The following is an 18388-nucleotide window of genomic DNA, read 5'->3' as shown; positions in this document are numbered from 1 at the left end:
CAACTCACCTTTAAGAACCCAATCCTTCCTTAGCGCGTAATCTTGCTCCATTGAAAATGGACTAGATATGCAAAATGATTTTATGATCAAGTGTGGAGATGGGAAGCTCATAGCAGCCACACATTATGGGGATGAAGGGTTGCCTATGGTTATTGTTTCTTCTGCTCTCGGAACCTCCAGGAGGTTTTATGATGCATTTGCAAAGTTTCTCCTGCAGAAAGGATTTCAGGTATTAACCTTTGACTATCGAGGAGTAGGTGATTCAAAATCCAGAAAGGATGACCCGGATGTAAAAGTATCGAAGTGGGGTAGTGAAGACCTCACAGCCGTTATCAATTGGGTGAAAACTTATGAGCCTGACCAATGGATTGCCCTTGTCGGACATAGTATTGCAGGTCAGATCTTTCCGTTGGCAAAAAACAAAAAGGAAGTGCAGGCGGCCTACTTTGTGGCCAGTCAGACAGCATCTGCCTATTACTGGGATAGTGCACATCGGTGGAAGGTTGAGGTTTTCTGGAACTTACTTTTTCCTGCGACAACTAACCTCACAGGAAAGTTGCCTTCATGGGCGTATGGGGGTAAATATGACATTCCCAAATTTGCTGCAATGGAATGGGCTGAATGGGGTAAACATGTGAACGGTGTACTTCAAAATTCAGAAAACAGAATTCGTGCATTCAGGGATACTCAAATCCCGCTTCGTTTTATTAGCATGGATGATGACAAGATTCTGGCGCCTAAAAGAGCAGTGGAGAGGCTCATGGAGCAGTATGGGGGATCCAGGAAAGAACATCATCATTGGTATGCATCAGACTTTAATAAGCGAAAGATCGGTCACTTTGGATTTTTCCAAAAGGAAAATTTTGAAATGTGGGATGATGTACACCTTTGGTTGAAAAGATATGTTTAAAACTTGGCTATGGATTACTTTCGTGTGAAATTGATTGAACATTGATTGTACAGCAAAACGTATCTTTAAAACCATACAACACATTTGGCCTGAATGAAAACGCAGGTTTTTTGGCAATTGTTGATTCAATTGACGATCTGGATGAAATTTATCAAACGGGGCGTTTTCGGTCACAAAAGAAAATGGTTCTGGGAGGGGGCTCTAATGTACTCTTTACCCGTGGCTTTACAGGTGTAGTTGCCAAAAATGAGATTCGTGGGATTCAGGTTCAAAATGAGACCGAAGAAGATGTGTTGGTCTCTGTTGGGGCCGGTGAGAACTGGCATCAGTTCGTGCTGTGGTGCGTGGAAAGAGGCTATGGTGGAGTAGAAAATCTTTCTTTGATACCGGGGACTGTTGGGGCAGCTCCCATGCAAAACATTGGTGCGTATGGAGTGGAATTGAAAGAAGTCTTTCATTCGCTGGAAGCCTATGAGATCAAAAGCGGAAAGACGGTTCCATTCTATAAGGAAGACTGTAAGTTCGATTATCGATACTCGGTGTTTAAAGGAGAGCTTAAAGATGAGTATGTCATCACAAAGGTTTTTTTCAAACTGTCAAAAAAGCCCAGCTTCAATATTTCATATGGTGCGATTAAAACCACTCTCGAAGAGATGGGCGTTGGTGAACTCACACTCAAAAACGTCAGTCAGGCGGTGATAAATATTCGCCAATCCAAGTTACCTGATCCAATGGATATTGGAAATGCCGGGAGTTTTTTTAAAAATCCAATCATTGAGAAACTTCATTTTGAAGCATTAGAAGCTCAATTTCCAGATATTAAATCATATCCCCTCGATGAGGATCACATAAAAGTACCGGCAGGTTGGTTGATCGAACATGCTGGATGGAAGGGCTACAAAGACGGAGAAATCGGGGTGCATGATAAGCAGGCCCTTGTATTAGTGAATTTTGGTCAGGCTCGAGGAAAGGACTTGTTTAAACTATCACAACACATTCAGAAGTCTATCCAGCAAAAATTCGGTATTGAGCTGGAGCGGGAAGTAAATGTGATATAGTCCTCAAAATTATTTAAGCTAAAATAAAATCAACTGCCATTTCAATATGTAAGTCCGTGGTAGCCAGAGGCGGTAAAGCCAGGTCTGCATCTTTTAATAAAATGGGTAATTCGGTGCAGCCCAGAATGACTCCATCGGCACCCTTGTCTTTAAGGCGTTCCGTCTGCTTAATGAAAAAACCCTTTGCCTCTTTAGAAAAGGTCCCCTGAGTTAGCTCTTTGGCGATGTAGTGGTGCGTTTCTTCAATGTACGCATCGTCCGGAATAAGGGTATTGATGCCAAACTCTAGTGCAAGTTGATCTTGAATAAAGTCTCCAAGCATGGTTGGTCGTGTGCCAAGCAAACCAAGCGTTTTGAGATTCTTAGCTTGAGCTTCTTTTCCGGTGGCATGTGCGATATGGAGAATGGGAATATTGATTTTTGGTTGAACAAAATCATAAACCAGGTGTGGAGTATTGGCACAGATCATAATTCCATCTGCTCCTGCTTGCTCCAGCTTCTTTGATACTTCCAGGTATTTAGCGCGAATTTCGTCCTCATCATGCCGTCTCATCACTTCAATATTGATGCTGTATAGTATGAGCTCCGGGTTGGTCTGTTTTCCCATTCTATCACTGTACACTGAATTGATCCCCTGATAATATTCGACTGTTGAAAACCAGGATGTCCCACCGATTAATCCGAGTTTTTTCATTTGTCCGATTGTTTCTGTTTAGCTTAAATCTAAGCATTTTGCCTTTTAGTACCGACCCGTGGTGATGCGCGATTTGATCATTTCAATCTCATTTTTCTCCCTCTAAATCACTACTTTTGCGCTTGAAAAATTAATCTCAATTCATATAAATAAAATAGATCATGAAGGTAACTGTAGTAGGCGCTGGAGCCGTAGGCGCAAGTTGCGCTGAATACATCGCAATCAAAGATTTTGCAGCAGAAGTTGTTCTTATTGATATCAAAGAAGGCTTTGCTGAAGGTAAAGCCATGGACCTGATGCAGACAGCATCACTTAATGGTTTTGATACAAAAATCACAGGAACAACTAACGACTACTCGAAGACGGCTGGAAGTGATGTTGCAGTTATTACTTCCGGTATTCCAAGAAAGCCTGGAATGACTCGTGAAGAGTTGATCTCGACAAATGCAGGAATTGTAAAATCAGTTGCGGAAAACCTTATCAAACATTCTCCGGATGTTATCATCATTGTGGTATCGAATCCAATGGATACCATGACGTACCTGGCGCATAAAGCTCTAGGTCTTCCTAAGCATCGAATCATCGGAATGGGTGGGGCGTTGGATTCTGCCAGATTCAAATACAGACTTTCAGAGGCATTGGATTGTCCGGCATCTGATGTGGATGGTATGGTAATCGGTGGACATAGCGATACGGGCATGATCCCATTGACCAGATTGGCTACCAGAAATAGTGTACCTGTTTCTAAGTTCTTGAGTGAAGATAAGCTAAACTATGTGTTAGAAGAAACCAAGGTTGGAGGTGCGACACTTACTAAACTTTTAGGTACTTCTGCATGGTACGCCCCAGGAGCAGCAGTTTCAGCTATGGTTCAGGCGATTGCGTGTGATACAAAGAAAATGTTTCCATGCTCATGTATGTTGGAAGGTGAGTACGGGCTTAATGATATTTCAATCGGAGTACCGGCCATCATCGGTAGAAATGGAGTAGAGCAAATAGTGGAAATAGAGCTTGATGATACTGAAAAGTCAAAACTAGAAGAAAGTGCAGCGGCGGTGAGCAAAACCAATGACGTACTCTCTGAGATGAATATTATCTGATAAATATTAAAAATGATAATATAAGCCTGTTTCACATCTGGTGGGGCAGGCTTATTTTTGTTTGACACCCCAATGTATGCAGAATACCCAGGACCTCATAAGCAAAAGCGATCTCATTAGTCGCGATTTAAGCTGGCTCCAGTTCAACCATCGCGTATTGGATCAGGCAAGAAAAGAGAAGCGAAATCTTTTCGAAAAACTGAAATTTCTTGCCATCACTTCCAGTAACGGTGATGAGTTTAATATGATCAGGGTAGGGAGTTTGTATAATTACCTGGATTATGGCAATAGCCGTATAGACTATTCAGGTCTGCACGCAATACCGTTTAAAAATGAACTTCTCGCCGGACTTAAAGAATTTGGAAAGCAACAAAACCAGTTATTTCTGGATTTAAAGCCTTCTTTTAAGAAACATAATTTCGAAATAAAGGGCTTTGAAGAGTTAACGGATAAGCAAAAGAAAACGGCCAGTAAATACTTCGAGAAGACTATCTTCCCAATGCTTACTCCCATGGTTTTTGATCCGTATCATTCTTTTCCGATACTGATGAATAACATCTTGATTTTTGGGGTAGTCACCAAAGCATTACGTTCGAAAGAAAAGAAAAAAATGTCGTTCATTCAGTTGCCTCAAAATCTGCCACGGTTTTTTGAGATCACTGAGAAAGAGAAAGTAATCTTCGTCCCAATTGAGCGTATTGTTCAACAGCACTTTGATCGCGTATTTAAAAGTGTAGATATTATTTCCAGCTCACTTTTCCGGGTAACAAGGAATGGGGATTTTACCCTGGAAGAGTCTGAGGATATAGAGGCAAACTTCCTGGAAGAGATGAAAAAGAAGCTCCGCACCCGGAAGACTGGAAGAGTTGTGAGGATGGAGGTAGAAGAGGGTGGAGATCCCTGGTTGATCAAGCAACTGAAGAAGCGATATGAGATTGGAAATGAAAACATTAAAATTACTCCGGAAGGATCCCTGATTGATTTTACTTGTCTTTGGCAGATTGTGAACCACGAAGAATTTCGGTCTTTTTTGCCGGTTCGACCGAAACCCGTTCCGCCGGTCAGCATGACAGATGTTGAGCATCAGGATATGTTTAAAATCCTGCGGGATCGAGATATCTTGCTACATCATCCGTATAATACCATCGAGCCATTATTGGATTTGCTGGAGCAGGCAGCAGATGATCCATACGTACTTTCTATCAAGTTGACCATTTATCGATTAGCCAAGAATAGTCGAATCGTAGAGGCATTATTGAGAGCTGCTGAAAATGGAAAGCACGTATCCGTCCTCTTTGAAGTTAAAGCTCGCTTTGATGAAGAGAACAACATGAAGCAGGCACAGAAGCTTCAAAAGGCAGGTTGCTTTGTCATTTATGGAGTTGGGTCTTTGAAAACCCATACGAAGTTGCTTTTGATTGTACGAAAGGAAAAAGAGAAGGTAAATCGCTTTGTGCATATGAGTAGCGGAAACTACAATGAAGCTACCGCAAAGCTCTACACAGATATGAGTTTACTTACATCAGATGAGTCATACGCTAATGATGTACAGGAGTTTTTCAATGTGATCACCGGACATTCAATGCCCGAAGATTATGATAATCTTATCACAGCACCTACTCAGATGCGACGCGAATTGATAGCATTGATTAACAGGGAGCGTGAAAATGCTCTGGCGGGTAAGACTAGCGGAGTTGTGATTAAACTCAACTCGCTGCAGGACAAAGATGCTATTTTGGCATTATATGAGGCCTCTAAAGCTGGAGTGCCTATTAAACTAATTGTTCGAGGCATCTGCTGTTTACGACCTGGAAGGCAGGGGCTTAGTGAGAATATCACGGTTCGTTCGATTGTTGGTGAATATCTGGAACACTCACGTATCTTTTATTTCCATAACGAAGGTGATCCAAAAGTTTACTGTGGGAGTGCAGATATGATGGTTCGTTCTTTTGATAGAAGGTTGGAATCACTTTTTATCATTCGGGATACGTTGCTGAAGCAGCAAGCCATTAATATTTTGGCTTATAATCTGAAAGACAATGTAAATACATATGAGATGAAGGAGGACGGCTCCTATGTCCATTTGTCGCCGAATGGTGCGCCACCTTTTGATATTCATCAGGAGTTTTATAAGGTTAAGCGGGAAGTGATTATGAAGGCCAGACTTTTCGACTAGAATTTGGAGAAATCAATCATGCGATTGATGAATCGCTCATTGTAAGGTCTATCAAAACGAATGTATTTGCCTTTGCTTTCGAACCGCAGAGAATGCTCATATTCGATTTTTAAGTCGTTGTAAGGCATTATCCAGGAATATACCTGAAGCTTGTGCCTGAAATGAACAATAATTCCTTTGGGTCGCAATTCAATGCTTGCCGTAGAGACGTAATGATCTGCATTCATGTAGGGTTTGAGGTCTTCACTTATTGCACTCACGGTCATTCTTCTTGATCCGATTCCACCCATCTTCCACCGTTGTTTCCATGAGAATGGAGGACCAACGGAAAGGTTGATTTTTCGGGTTGTTTCTTTGTCGGAATAGGAGGTATCGAAGATCATTTGGCGTTAAATGCAATGGAAGGGATTTCATTCCAGATTGCGTTTCGTTGCTCTTTCACCTGCTCCAACACTTTTTGTCCGGATTTTGTTACCTGGAACAGGTGTTTTCTTCTTCCACCACGTTCAGGAGTTGCACCATCATATCTGGAGTCGACATACCCCTTTGATTGGAGCCGTGCCAGCGCAGCATGAACCGTACTGATGGTTATGGAGCGATTGCACCGCTTCTTTATTTCTTTTTGAATGGCTACACCGTAGGCTTCATCATAGAGGACAGCCACCGTTAGCATGATCAATTCTTCCAGTTCACCAAGGTTTGTTCCCTTCATATTGTCGTATTTTTTTATTCATTGCTTAAGGTTTCAGATGGATTTGTATTGGCTGTTCGTATCGACAGTCCACTAATGATCAGCGTGCTTACTACAATTGTTACTCCTCCGGCTATGATAAACGCAAACGCATTGAGAGAAATCCGATATGCAAATTGATCCAGCCAGTTAGTAATTAGGTAATATGCTACCGGAACGGCCACTATGAAGCTGATAACAATGACTCCAATAAATTGCTTATTAACCAACTTAATCAATGAGGAAATGGAGGCTCCAAGCACTTTTCTGATACTTAACTCTTTCTCTTTTTGCTGAAGCGCAAGGGCGGTCAATCCAAATAATCCTAAACTGCAGAGCACAATGCTGATAATGGAATACATGGTAGCTATTTTGAGAAGCTTTGTTTCTTTTCGATACAGCCCATCGTACCACGAATCAAGAAAATAAAAGTTTATAGGCGTACGATCTGCCAGTTTATCCCAGCTGTTTTGAATGTGGTCAATGGTGCTCAGCACATCTCCGCTCCCGATTTTTATGGAAGTATTTTCATGCCTCGTTGGGTTTAGGAAGAGTATCATGGGTTCCACTTTGCTGGTAGCCAGGGAAAAAATGTGAAAGTCATTTACTACTCCAATAATGGGCAGTGGTTGACTGTCGGGGGACATGCGAATATGCTTTCCGATGGGGTCTTCCCACCCCATAAAGTTGATCATTACCTCATTCACAACAATATTCATTGAATCAGCTGTGGAACCCTTAAGGAAGGTTCTTCCATACTTGGTTTCTATCTCATAGGTTTCAAAAAACTCCTGATCTACCTCGTAGATTCTGGTTCCTAATTCATCAGTATATCCCTCGGGGATGACGGTGGTGGAGTAGCTCCCTGCTCCAATGGCCGACCGGGCGGTAGAGACCTGAAGTATGTTTGGATGTTTGCGAAGCTCCTCTTCAAATACATCACCTTTTTCCAGCATCTCGTTATCCAGCTCCACTACAAGCACACGATCTTTATTGAAGCCTAGCGGACGATCTTTCAAATACTTATTCTGTTGTATAATGATGATTGTACAGATCAATAAAAAGACAGATATCACATATTGAATGGTGAGCAATGATTTTCGGAACCATCCGATCGAACCTAGCTTAGCGGATTTTTGGAGTATGGATGATACGGGAGGAGCCGAAAGTACAATTGCCGGATACAGACCTACAACTAAACTTGTCCCAATAACAAACCCCAAAAGACTTAACAATACAAGGGGCTGTATCACCACATTAGAAAACAGCTCTTTACCAGTCAGCGTGTTTAAATAAGGCAGCAGCAATAGGAGTATTATTACACTGACGATGCAGGCAAAAGTGGTGGTGAGAAAAGTTTCAGTGATAAAGCGCCCGATCAGTTGTGATTTGGTAGAGCCCATCACCTTTCTGATTCCTACTTCGGTTTGTGTCTGTGTGGCTCGTGAAAGCATCATGTTCACATAGTTGAAGCTGGCAATAACGAAAATGAGGAGGGCGGATAGGCCGAGTGTCAAGTCAAATGTGTAACTACCTCTTTTTGTTTTTGATGATCCTGCCGGCATTATTTCTTTGCTGGTCAGGTACATTTCATTTAGTGGCATGAGCTTGAGGAAGTAATGATCTGCTCGTTCTGCAAAGTGGCGCTCCATCATTGCAGGCAGCTTGTTCACCACCACTTCAGGATCTGCTTCAGGCGCAAGTTTTACAAACGTAGAAATCCCTTGTGCCAGCCAGTTATTCATCCACCTGTAGTTAAGTGGGCCAACATCAGGAACGGTCGTACTCCAGGATATCACAGCATGGTATTGTAGAGATGACTGCCTGGGAGGAGCTTTAAAAATTCCTGTAATGGTAAAATCTAAATCATTGATACCAACAATCGTTTTCCCAATCGGATCTTCCTTACCAAAAATTGATTTTGCAAGTTCTTCACTGAGTGCTACAGAAGAAGGAGCATTAAGGATGTTTTTAGCATTGCCCTGAATAATCTCAACATTGAAAAAATCAAAGAAGTTGGAGTCAGCAAAGTATAAATATGGAGTGGCAATATTAGATTTCTCATAACTCAATATCTCCTCGTCCCACCACGGCAATACCCTTACAAAATCGATGATTTCCGGATATTCTTCCCGCATGGTCGGCCCCATCATGCCGGAGGTTTCATAGGTAAGATGATCTACCCCCTCTGGTACATTAATATGGCGTTTGTAAAGCCTGTAAGTCGATTCCGTATCTTCCAGGTGCTTATCAAACTGTAGTTCGTCATTGATAAAAATCAAAGCATAGAGTCCACAGATAATTGCTGTAATTAGCCCCAACAGGTTAATGAATAGGAATGCTTTGTGCCTCTTAAGAGATCGAAAGGAAGTCAGGAGATAGTTGTGCCAGATTGCTTTCATGTTTGATGCTTTTTTTGAACGTTTCTTAAATCGCATCCTGAAAAAGCCGAGCGCCTGAAATAAATAAATGACCTTGGCTTTGGCAGGACCTTTCAATTCTACATTTTCAAAAAACAGCTCTTCCAGATCGCCTGAAATACCTTCAAACAAATATGGCTCACAGTATTTCTCCACCAGTCGTTGTATCCACCCCGGAGGTTTAATTTCATGATTGCTCATAATCCGTTTAACTCACTATCTCTGGCAAGGTTACTAAATCTTTCGTATATGTAGAAATTGAATGTAAGGAAGGAGAAACGGAGATTGGTTTAATATGTTTCGTTTTTGTAGAAATTGATAACAAATTAACTCAAAATGTGAATTACCCCGTTTGCATTAGGCAAATATGTCTGTGACCAGAGAAATGATCAGGAGAATGATGAATATGAAAAAAAGGAATCTGGCAATTCCTGCCGCACCTCTTGAAATTTTAGAGAATCCAAATAATCCGGCTACTATAGCCACAATTAAAAATACTAATGTCCAGGTAAGCATATTAATCTGTTTTGTTTAACTATCTCATTAGTTAGAAAAGTCATACCAACAGGTATTATTATACTCATGACGGTTTTGATTAGGTCGATATTCTCTTATTGACTTGCTATTTCTCAAAATGAGAGCATAATAACTTATTTAACCTGCTTTATTTGTTTGAAGGGCATGTTTTTAAGATTGGTATACTTTCGGATCAATAGATTTCAAAACGTTCATTAATTATTATAACCATGAGATCTATAAACAGCTATTTGAAACTTACAATTAAATCAATTCCTATTCTTACGCTTGTATTCATTATGGCCTGTGGAGGGGCAGAAGAAAAGGAAAAAAGTGAATTTGAAAAGCAAAAGGAGGAGGTAGTGGAAGATTTAGAAAATATGAAATCCAGTATCAATGATGCGATTGAGGACATTGAAGATAAACTAAATATCAATGAGGGTCCTGTAGAGCGTACGCTTGAAGAGGCCAAGGCTGATCTGGAGGAGAAGAAGAAGAATTTGGAAGATTCCATTGAAGAAACCAAAAATGCAACTGAAGAAAACTGGGAAAAAGTAAAAGCCAAGACCAATAAGGCTCTGGAAGATATTGAGAATGAATATAAAGAGTTAAAAGCTGACCTTGAGAAATTGTTTTCGGAATCATAATCGCCAGATAGCGGTTATGTTTGTTGATATGGCAGTACACATTACTAAATCCGAAGTACATACTACTTGCAGAGCATACCTGGAGCAAAAAATTGAAGGTTTGAAAGAAGAATTAGAAGCCGTCAGAGAGTCAGCTATTGCTGAAACCAAAAGCAGCATGGGTGATAAGTATGAGACTGGGCGTGAAATGATGATGCAGGAAAGAAACCGGCTCGGTAAGCAATTGGATATATATACAGATCAATTGACAACCCTTGAATCAATTGATCCTGATAAATCGCATGATGAGGTTAAGCATGGATGTATTGTTTTTACCGATAAGTCTACCTTCTTTATAAGTTCTGCAATTGGTCAGATTGACGTGAATGATCAACAAATTTTCGCTATTTCAAATGAAGCGCCCATTGCAAAAGCGATGAAGGGTATGAGGGCTGGAGATATATTTAATTTTAATGGAACCTCACAGACTATTAAAAAAATTGAATAAAAAAAGCCGGCTAGCGCCGGCTTCTTGGTGAGGGCAATTATTTGCAATTAATAAAGGTATTCAAGTGCTACACGATCATAGTAGCCAAATTCACCATCTTCATTAGCGCTAAAGCAGCTAAGCATCAGTGAGTTAGCATCGAAACCAGTAGGTGTTCCCGGAATGTGAACAGCTCCCACACCTCCTGAACCTTCATTTCCTCCGGATCCACATGAAAGGGAACGGTTGAAGTAATCGGTATGACGAAGACCCAGACAGTGGCCGATTTCGTGACCAATTACGTGTTCAGTAGTGTTAGTACCATAGCTGCTGGTTCCGGACTGAATTTGAACGAACTTGTAAGGATCTCCTCCTGATGGGAATCCGGCAGATCCTCCACCTCCACCACTAACTCGATATACTACGATATCGTAAGATCCGTAGTTTGTGCCATACGTTAGCGTGAAATTAAGTCCGATATTGAGCGCATTGTAGTTATCAATGGCCCATGATAATGCAGTACGCATTGTATTGTCTAGTGCATTAGACCCTCCGGTATACCCAATTACTCGGATTGTCTGATTGTTGCTTACTAGGTTGTTGGTTCTGTACTGCTCACCCATAGCCCCAATGTGAAAAATGTCACTGTCTAACATCTCTCTCATTTGTTGCTCAGGAACCAAGATATCGCCCTCCAGCTGATATTGCTTACTTGATAATCCTGTTAAAGGGTTAAAATGATTGACCATTTGGATGTCACTCACATCGAATCCAAGGTCAGAAAATTGAGCTAAGACTTCATCAGAAATCTCGTCAACTTGTGGCTCATCCTCAGTAGAACACGAGGAAAAACCGAATGCTAGAAACATTACTAGCACGCTCCATAGCGCATAATTTAATCTTCTCATAATAATATTAGGTTAAACATTTACTGCCAATATAAAAAATTCTGTTTTAATAATTGAAAGCAATATTCTGTTTTTTTATCAACATTATCAGTTGATAAACAAAATATAATTCTGGTTTATATGAGAAATATCCAATTTTTATATCATTGCTATGCATTATTGCCATTGTGAATATTGAAAATGTACATTTATCGACGAATAATATTTTTTCATCGATGATATCTTGTGTTTTGTCTAATTTGGCAAATCTATGAGAGGGATAGTTCTAGGTGTATTACTGATTGTTTCGATTTATGGAGCTTACTCACAAAATCCGAGCCGGTGGCGAACATTTATAAAGGAGACCTCCGGCCAAAAAGGACGTGGTGAAACAGGAGTTTTCATGGTGGAAGCATCAAAATCTGAGTTGATTAGAAATCGGTCAATCAGTATTCTAAGGTCTTTTGATAATGAGCATCACATTATTCTGGGATCAGCAGATTCATATGATAAATTATGGGAAGTAGACCATTCGTGGAAACTGAATGTATCTGATAACAATAGTGGAGACAACTACTACATTGTTACTAACTCAGGTTTCAATCTCGATTTGCTAAGTTCTTTCAATGTGGTACGTGCGTATCAATCCAGTCATACTTACTTAATCCAAGGAGACGTAGAAAAAATAAAGAGTCAGTTATTGTCTGATCCGAATGTGATTCATATCACAAATAGAATTTCTATTCCTAAGACAGAAGGTAGAGTCATTGACCTAAATCTTAACCCTAACAGGGTAAATAAAATTCATCATTTTTTCCCGGCTCTTAATGGGTCTACAGAAACTGTCTCTATACAGGAAAATCGATACAATACTGAAGATATTGATCTACTTAACAGAAGTATAGCTTCTGGTTTAGAAAGTGAAATAACAGATAATCATGCCACCGAGATGGCTACAATTGTTGCGGGTAAGGGAAATTCTTTTATTACAGGAAAAGGGGTTGCACGGAGTGTGCAAATCAGTTCTTCAGACTTTTCTGATGTTATGCCTGACCCTGATGATTCATACACAACCTTAGGTATTTTAACACAAAATCATTCATATGGAGTCTCTGATGATAGTAGCCATTATGGTGTCGAGGCAAGAGCATTTGACCTAAGCACTGTGAATAATCCTTCATTGTTGCATGTGTTTTCCAGCGGAAATCAGGGAACAGGGGTTCCTAATGGAGGAAATTATGATGGGTTGGAGGGATTCGCCAACCTCACAGGAAATATAAAAATGTCCAAGAATTCATTGGTGGTAGGTTCTGTAGATACCGTAGGGAATGTGCCTGCTTTTGTTTCGCGAGGGCCAGCCTATGATGGTAGGATAAAGCCTGAAGTAGTCGCATATAGTGTGGTAGGCAGCTCAAATTCTGCAGCACTTGTTTCCGGGGTTGCGACCCTTTTGCAGCAACAATATCGTGAAGACAATGCGGGTTCAGATATGCCATCCGCACTTACAAAAGCTCTATTGATTAACAGTGCAGAGGATGTAGGTCCGGAAGGACTGGATTTTATAACCGGGTATGGAAGCTTGAATGCCTGGAAAAGCTTAGAAGCACTTCAAAATAACCAATACTTTCAAGGAACTGTCATCAATGGAAATGTCGAATCTTTCGTATTGAATATTCCCCCGGATGCTGTCAATTTAAAAGTGACTCTGGTGTGGACCGATCAGGCTGCCAATGTTGATGACTTTACCGCTTTGATCAATGATTTGGATTTGAGACTTGAGGATGGTGGATCAATAGTTACATTACCGTGGGTGCTGGATGCAAGTCCTAATCCAACTGATTTGCAAAAACCTGCTACCAGGGGAGTGGATAATTTGAATAATGTAGAGCAGGTAACTATACCCAATCCATCTACTACTTATACAATCGAAGTGGAGGGAGCCACAGTTTCTGGTTCTCAAGTATTTTACATCGCCTGGCAGTACGACATAGAGGACACTTTCGAGTGGGACTACCCAACTGGCAGTGATAACATGCCCTACAATGGAGAAACCGGATCCTATTTCAGATGGACTACCACCAAATCAGGAACAGGAGAGCTATCTTATACGGAAGATGATATCAATTGGACCGTATTAGACCCAGATGTTGATCTTACATTAGGAAGGTGGCGCTGGAATAACCCTCCGACTATCAATAATTCGGTAAAGGCCAGGATGACAATTGGTGCTGAAGCATTCGAAACTGATTTTTTTACAGTTTCTGAGCCTTTGTCAGCCTCGGTGGGTTTTAATTGTGCTGATTCGTTGATGTTACGCTGGAACCCATCCCCAAATGCGGCTGACTATACAGTTTACAATTTGGGAATGGAGGAGTTGGAGGCTTATGCAACAGTAGCAGATACTTTTTTGGTAATACCTGATACTAGTGTTTTTCCAAATAGACAATTTTCTATTCAACCAAATCTTCCCAGTGGCAGTAAACTCTTACCTGCACCTACTTTCAATTATTCGTTACAAGGGGTAAACTGTTATGTCTTTTCATTTTTCCAAACGGTTGCTTTGGATACAGGGATATATCTGGATTTAAGATTGGGAACAACCTATGGAATGGAGGAGATCGTCTTTGAACGCAATGAACTGGATGATTATGTCGTCATTGAAACCATTAATAATCCGGATAAGGAGGTGATCAGTTTTTTAGACGCATCACCCAATCAGGGATACAATCAGCACAGAGCTACCATACGATTTTCTAACGGTGAGACATTGGTGCTCTCAGCGGGTTCTACTTTTTATCTTTCGGATGTTCCACTTCGCGTCTTTCCTAATCCAGTCATTGCCGGAAATAACCTTCGCATCATTACAAGAGATTTCGAAGATTCCAGTCCACTCTTCGAACTTGTTGATGATAGAGGTGCATTGATACATAAGCAGGAAGTTTTAGGTAATCTGGACAATATTCCTACTGTCGGTCTTCAACCCGGTATATATTTCTACAGACTTTATGCCGATGGAGAAGTATATGTAGGTCGGTTACTTGTTCGCTGAATGGCTACATTATGATCTGATAGACAGATGGTTATGAATTTATTTATAATTTTTTCTGTCTATTAAAACTATTTTTAGCTGAGCATCATCATTGAGGAAACCGAACCAAACATGATGGGAATATTTAAACTAATAATCCGGGGTTATGCAAGTCAATCAGGTGAATGAGACGATGATGTCAGTGGATACCCTGATTGAAAATGCTCAGGCGGGTGATGAACAGGCATTCAATCAATTGGTAAGCTTGTGGTACAAGCGTATTTACAATTACAGCTTAAAGCAATGCTCACATGATGAGATAGCCTCGGAGATCACACAGCAAACGTTTATAGCTGTATTCAGGAGCTTGCCTAAGCTGAAAGAGGTCAAGGCATTTAAGTCCTGGATATATCGAATTGCTACCAATTTCTGTCATGAAGAGGGCAGGAAAAGAGCGAAGGCTAAAACGGTTCCTTTTACAATGACTAAAAATGAAGAGGGAGAAACAGTTATCGCTGAGGAAGGAGAGGCAATGGGAATACTTTTTAACCCTGAAATGTCCTTAAGGCAAATTGAATTGGAAAATATTTTATTCGGCTGCCTTCAGGAGCTCCCTAAAGATCAACGTACAGTCATCATTATGAAGGAATACGAGGGAATGAAATTTAGGGAAATAGCTGAGGTTATGAGTACCTCAGAGAATACGGTTAAAACATGGCTTTACAGAGGATTGAAACTGCTTAAAGCCAAACTTGAAGAAAAAAATATAACGAAAGAAACATTGAGCTATGAGTTATAAACCAGAAGAATCGACACTTATTGCTTACCTGTATGGTGAGCTGTCGGAGGAGGAAAAGGATCGTGTAGAGCAATACCTGTCAGAGCATAATGAAGCTCGTATGGAATTGAACGGCATGAAGGAGGTTCTTGGAATTATGGGACATGCAAAAGATCGTGAGGTAGAAACCCCGGTATTCTCTTTTAATAACCCATCGAAAGTAATTATGGATACAAACAGCAATGGGAATTGGTGGCGATATCCACTTGGTATAGCTGCCAGCATAGCATTGTTGATGGTTGTTGGATATCTCACCTCATTCAAGGTCTCTTCTGAGGAAGGACATGTGAAGATAGCTTTTGGTGAACAAGAGAGTGTGCCGGAAGAAATTTTTACAAAAGATCAGGTGAAGGAAATGATATCACTTGCTTTGAACGAGAACAATAAGCTGGTAAATCAAAAACTGGCAGAGGCTAAAAGTGACCTGATCACTCAGGCCAATCAACAGGCACCTATTGAACTCGATCAACAGCTTTTAAATAATTACATTCAGCGTTTACGACAATATAATGCCGAAACCATGGCTGGACTGCTGGAAGAGTCAGAGCTTGAGCAGCGTAGGTATACCGATCAGGTCTTACAAGATTTTGCAATCTTTCTCGACTTACAAAGACAGGATGATATGGAGCTCATACAATCTCGCATTCAAAATATTTCTGAGGATACGGAAAGATTCAATAGGCAAACCGGTCAAATTTTGACCAGTTTACTTTCAACAGATGAAACTCAAAATAATAATCAATACTAAAATGAAAAGGACAGATATAATAAACATGCAAACACTAAGTAGATTATTTCTGCTGGTAAGCTTCACGGTAATGTCTCTTGGTGCTATGGCGCAAATAGATGAGGAGCGAATGGCTAGAGACTTAAAAATAGCTGAGGATATACTTAGTACATTATCCAATCAGGATAGCAGGGTATGGTACAATGATAATATTGAAAGTAACTACGTGCCGGATTATGGTGTGATCTTCACAATACCACTAAAGCCTTTTGTTATCAAGGCGACCGGAACAGGCAGAGTGGCGTATTCTACTGGCGGTAGTGCGGTTACCATTGTAGATAGGAGGGTAAGACGTGATCGAGATGATGATCCTGACGTGGAGGTAGAAGTCGAGGCAGAAAATGATGAGGAGTCTGAGCTTGACGAATCTGAGATTATTGAGGAAATGGAGTCAGCAACCCGTGATCAGATCATTACTTTTTTAGCAGACTATGCCGATCTAATTGGTCAACTAAAGCCAAGTGATAGAATAGTGGTCCAAACAAAGAGTAGAAGTGAGATCTATTTCTATAATACGCGAAGTGGTAGTTCTAATTCTTCTTCAGGTTTGTCCGCACAAGTTCTTAAAAGTGATATTTCATCTTACAAGCAGGGAAAGCTGGATCGTGATGCATTTGTACAAAAAATAGAATTCACTGAGGGCGGTGAGAAAGCCGCAAAGGATATTGAGCTCTTTGCGACCATTTTTGCCCGCCTATACGAGCCAGACCTTTCATCCACTTATTATTTATCCTCTCGCAGGATTGGGTACACCAGTCTAAAAAATATGGGAGTCACCTTTAATATGAAGTTTTATTCTTCCTCCAGTGATGAGGGGCTACATACCATAAGGACAACTGGCGAGTCTGGATTAACGCAAGAGCAACGAGATGAAAAAGTGAATGCTATGTATCCGGAGTTTGAAAAATCATTCAAAGAAAACCTACTTGATTATGGACGCACAATCAAAAGCCTGGAATCAGATGAAATGCTGATTTTTAAGGTAAGACTTACAGAGTGTCGCAGTTGTGAAATGCCGCAGGAAATTAAAGTCTCTGTAAAAATGAAAACCCTTCAGGATTACGACAAAGGATCACTTTCCAGGAGTAAAGCACTTGAACAGATTCAAGTCTCAAGAAATTAGAATATCCGGATACAAAATAAAAAGCCCGACTGTCTGTGGACGGCCGGGCTTTTTTTATTGCTGAGTGATTTCAATCTTTCTTGCCTAACATTTGGAGCTCATTGAGATTAATCTCAGTGATGTATTTTTTCACGCCATCCTTTTCATAAGATCGGTTGATGAGTTTCCCCTCCAAGGCAATTTCACTCCCTTTCTTGAGGTAGTTTTCCACCACATCTGCCTTCTTACCCCATACCACAATGTTGTGCCATTGGGTATCTGTTACTTTTTCACCTTTATTGTTGTAATATGTTTCGTTGGTGGCGAGTGAGAATGTGGCCATTTTCTTTCCACTGTCGAAAGATCTCACTTCTGGTTGGTTACCTAATCTACCAATTAGTTGTACAGAATTTTTTAGACTTGTCATAATAATAAAATTTAAATTGTAAATGATTCACCTGTTGGTAGATGAATGTGTCGTTTGACGATTGCAAAGGTTGGGTTGTAGTAAATCAGGATTCGGTTTTTAAATGTTTGTAGTCATTTAATATCCGTTTGTAGTCGTTTGTAATTGGATTAATGTCTGTAAATCAATGTTTTATAAAAATGGAGAATAGAGAATGTCCTGAATGTGGGCGACCCGTTCATGGTCGGGTAGATAAGAAGTTTTGTTCCGATGCGTGTCGAAATGCCTTTAACAATAAGGTTAATTCAGTATCAACGAACTACATGCGGAATGTGAATAACACCCTTGCTAAAAATCGTCGGATTTTGGTAGAACTCAATCCAAATGGAAAGAAGAAAACACATAAAGACAAGCTCCTGAAAAAGGGGTTTGATTTTGATTTCTATACCAATACATATACCACAAAAGCAGGAGATGAGTATCGATTTTGTTATGAGCAGGGATATCTATTATTGGATGAGGGTTTTGTTTTGCTAGTAGAGAGAAAGGAAAACGATTAGGTATAATTTTAGTTTTATCTAAACAAATTGCTCGGTTTGGACTTTTTATTAGTAGCCAACAAT

At 40.4% G+C, this 18388-nt stretch carries 18 protein-coding genes; 11 read left to right on the top strand and 7 right to left on the bottom strand.

Translation table 11 applies throughout. The annotated features are described in order from the left end of the window. Positions 1–67: 67 nt before the first annotated feature. On the top strand, positions 68–910 hold the full coding sequence (locus ACOQON_RS11320) for an alpha/beta fold hydrolase (RefSeq protein ID WP_420575525.1): 843 nt from the start codon (positions 68–70) through the stop codon (positions 908–910). A 41-nt stretch (positions 911–951) separates the two neighbouring features. Further along, on the top strand, positions 952–1968 hold the full coding sequence (murB, locus tag ACOQON_RS11315) for a UDP-N-acetylmuramate dehydrogenase (protein ID WP_420575524.1): 1017 nt from the start codon (positions 952–954) through the stop codon (positions 1966–1968). Between the two features lie 13 nt (positions 1969–1981). On the opposite strand, the gene ACOQON_RS11310 is transcribed toward murB, so the two are convergent. Then, the gene (locus ACOQON_RS11310; protein WP_420575523.1) at positions 1982–2662 is read right to left on the bottom strand and encodes an aspartate/glutamate racemase family protein; all 681 of its coding nucleotides are present in this window, start codon (positions 2660–2662) and stop codon (positions 1982–1984) included. A gap of 161 nt (positions 2663–2823) precedes the next feature. Here ACOQON_RS11310 and mdh point away from each other — a divergent pair, with 161 nt between their 5' ends. Together mdh and ppk1 are read left to right on the top strand one after the other, a co-directional pair. Then, complete coding sequence (mdh, locus tag ACOQON_RS11305; RefSeq protein ID WP_420575522.1) at positions 2824–3762, top strand: malate dehydrogenase; 939 nt, start codon at positions 2824–2826, stop codon at positions 3760–3762. 76 nt (positions 3763–3838) lie between these two features. Then, positions 3839–5938 (top strand): polyphosphate kinase 1, encoded by a 2100-nt coding sequence (ppk1, locus tag ACOQON_RS11300; RefSeq protein WP_420575521.1) that lies wholly within the window; start codon positions 3839–3841, stop codon positions 5936–5938. On the opposite strand, the gene ACOQON_RS11295 is transcribed toward ppk1, so the two are convergent. The 4 genes from ACOQON_RS11295 to ACOQON_RS11280 all read right to left on the bottom strand — a co-directional run bounded on the left by ACOQON_RS11295 (position 5935) and on the right by ACOQON_RS11280 (position 9604). After that, complete coding sequence (locus ACOQON_RS11295; protein WP_420575520.1) at positions 5935–6321, bottom strand: hypothetical protein; 387 nt, start codon at positions 6319–6321, stop codon at positions 5935–5937. The genes ppk1 and ACOQON_RS11295 overlap by 4 nt on opposite strands. Next, entirely contained in the window at positions 6318–6650 is a 333-nt protein-coding gene (locus tag ACOQON_RS11290; RefSeq protein WP_420575519.1) for a PadR family transcriptional regulator, read from the bottom strand. Before ACOQON_RS11290 ends, ACOQON_RS11295 begins: the two co-directional genes overlap by 4 nt. Before the next feature lie 14 nt (positions 6651–6664). Further along, positions 6665–9289: an ABC transporter permease gene (locus tag ACOQON_RS11285; protein WP_420575518.1), complete on the bottom strand. Its 2625-nt coding sequence runs from the start codon at positions 9287–9289 to the stop codon at positions 6665–6667. 156 nt (positions 9290–9445) lie between these two features. Beyond that, complete coding sequence (locus ACOQON_RS11280) at positions 9446–9604, bottom strand: DUF1328 domain-containing protein (RefSeq protein ID WP_420575517.1); 159 nt, start codon at positions 9602–9604, stop codon at positions 9446–9448. A gap of 230 nt (positions 9605–9834) precedes the next feature. On the opposite strand from ACOQON_RS11280, the gene ACOQON_RS11275 reads away from it, so the two are divergent. Both ACOQON_RS11275 and ACOQON_RS11270 read left to right on the top strand, forming a co-directional pair. Further along, complete coding sequence (locus ACOQON_RS11275; RefSeq protein ID WP_420575516.1) at positions 9835–10251, top strand: hypothetical protein; 417 nt, start codon at positions 9835–9837, stop codon at positions 10249–10251. 16 nt (positions 10252–10267) lie between these two features. Beyond that, positions 10268–10738, top strand: a complete 471-nt coding sequence (locus tag ACOQON_RS11270; protein ID WP_420575515.1) for a hypothetical protein — start codon at positions 10268–10270, stop codon at positions 10736–10738. Positions 10739–10785: 47 nt separating this feature from the next. Here the strand turns inward: ACOQON_RS11270 and ACOQON_RS11265 are convergent, their stop codons facing one another. After that, complete coding sequence (locus ACOQON_RS11265; protein ID WP_420575514.1) at positions 10786–11625, bottom strand: M57 family metalloprotease; 840 nt, start codon at positions 11623–11625, stop codon at positions 10786–10788. A gap of 250 nt (positions 11626–11875) precedes the next feature. Here ACOQON_RS11265 and ACOQON_RS11260 point away from each other — a divergent pair, with 250 nt between their 5' ends. The 4 genes from ACOQON_RS11260 to ACOQON_RS11245 all read left to right on the top strand — a co-directional run bounded on the left by ACOQON_RS11260 (position 11876) and on the right by ACOQON_RS11245 (position 17380). Continuing rightward, positions 11876–14653, top strand: a complete 2778-nt coding sequence (locus ACOQON_RS11260) for a S8 family peptidase (protein ID WP_420575513.1) — start codon at positions 11876–11878, stop codon at positions 14651–14653. 145 nt (positions 14654–14798) lie between these two features. Beyond that, positions 14799–15431, top strand: a complete 633-nt coding sequence (locus tag ACOQON_RS11255; RefSeq protein WP_420575512.1) for an RNA polymerase sigma factor — start codon at positions 14799–14801, stop codon at positions 15429–15431. Then, positions 15421–16218, top strand: a complete 798-nt coding sequence (locus ACOQON_RS11250) for an anti-sigma factor family protein (protein ID WP_420575511.1) — start codon at positions 15421–15423, stop codon at positions 16216–16218. Before ACOQON_RS11255 ends, ACOQON_RS11250 begins: the two co-directional genes overlap by 11 nt. 1 nt (position 16219) lies before the next feature. Then, complete coding sequence (locus ACOQON_RS11245) at positions 16220–17380, top strand: hypothetical protein (protein ID WP_420575510.1); 1161 nt, start codon at positions 16220–16222, stop codon at positions 17378–17380. Positions 17381–17450: 70 nt separating this feature from the next. On the opposite strand, the gene ACOQON_RS11240 is transcribed toward ACOQON_RS11245, so the two are convergent. Further along, positions 17451–17786, bottom strand: coding sequence for a single-stranded DNA-binding protein (locus tag ACOQON_RS11240; protein ID WP_420575509.1), 336 nt, complete (start codon positions 17784–17786; stop codon positions 17451–17453). Positions 17787–17965: 179 nt separating this feature from the next. Between ACOQON_RS11240 and ACOQON_RS11235 the strand changes: the two genes are divergently transcribed. Then, on the top strand, positions 17966–18325 hold the full coding sequence (locus ACOQON_RS11235) for a hypothetical protein (protein WP_420575508.1): 360 nt from the start codon (positions 17966–17968) through the stop codon (positions 18323–18325). The last annotated feature ends 63 nt before the right edge of the window (positions 18326–18388 follow it).

The sequence above is a fragment of the Ekhidna sp. genome (genome assembly GCF_965221965.1).
Taxonomy (GTDB): domain Bacteria; phylum Bacteroidota; class Bacteroidia; order Cytophagales; family Cyclobacteriaceae; genus Ekhidna.
This window is presented reverse-complemented; position numbering and strand designations above follow the sequence as displayed.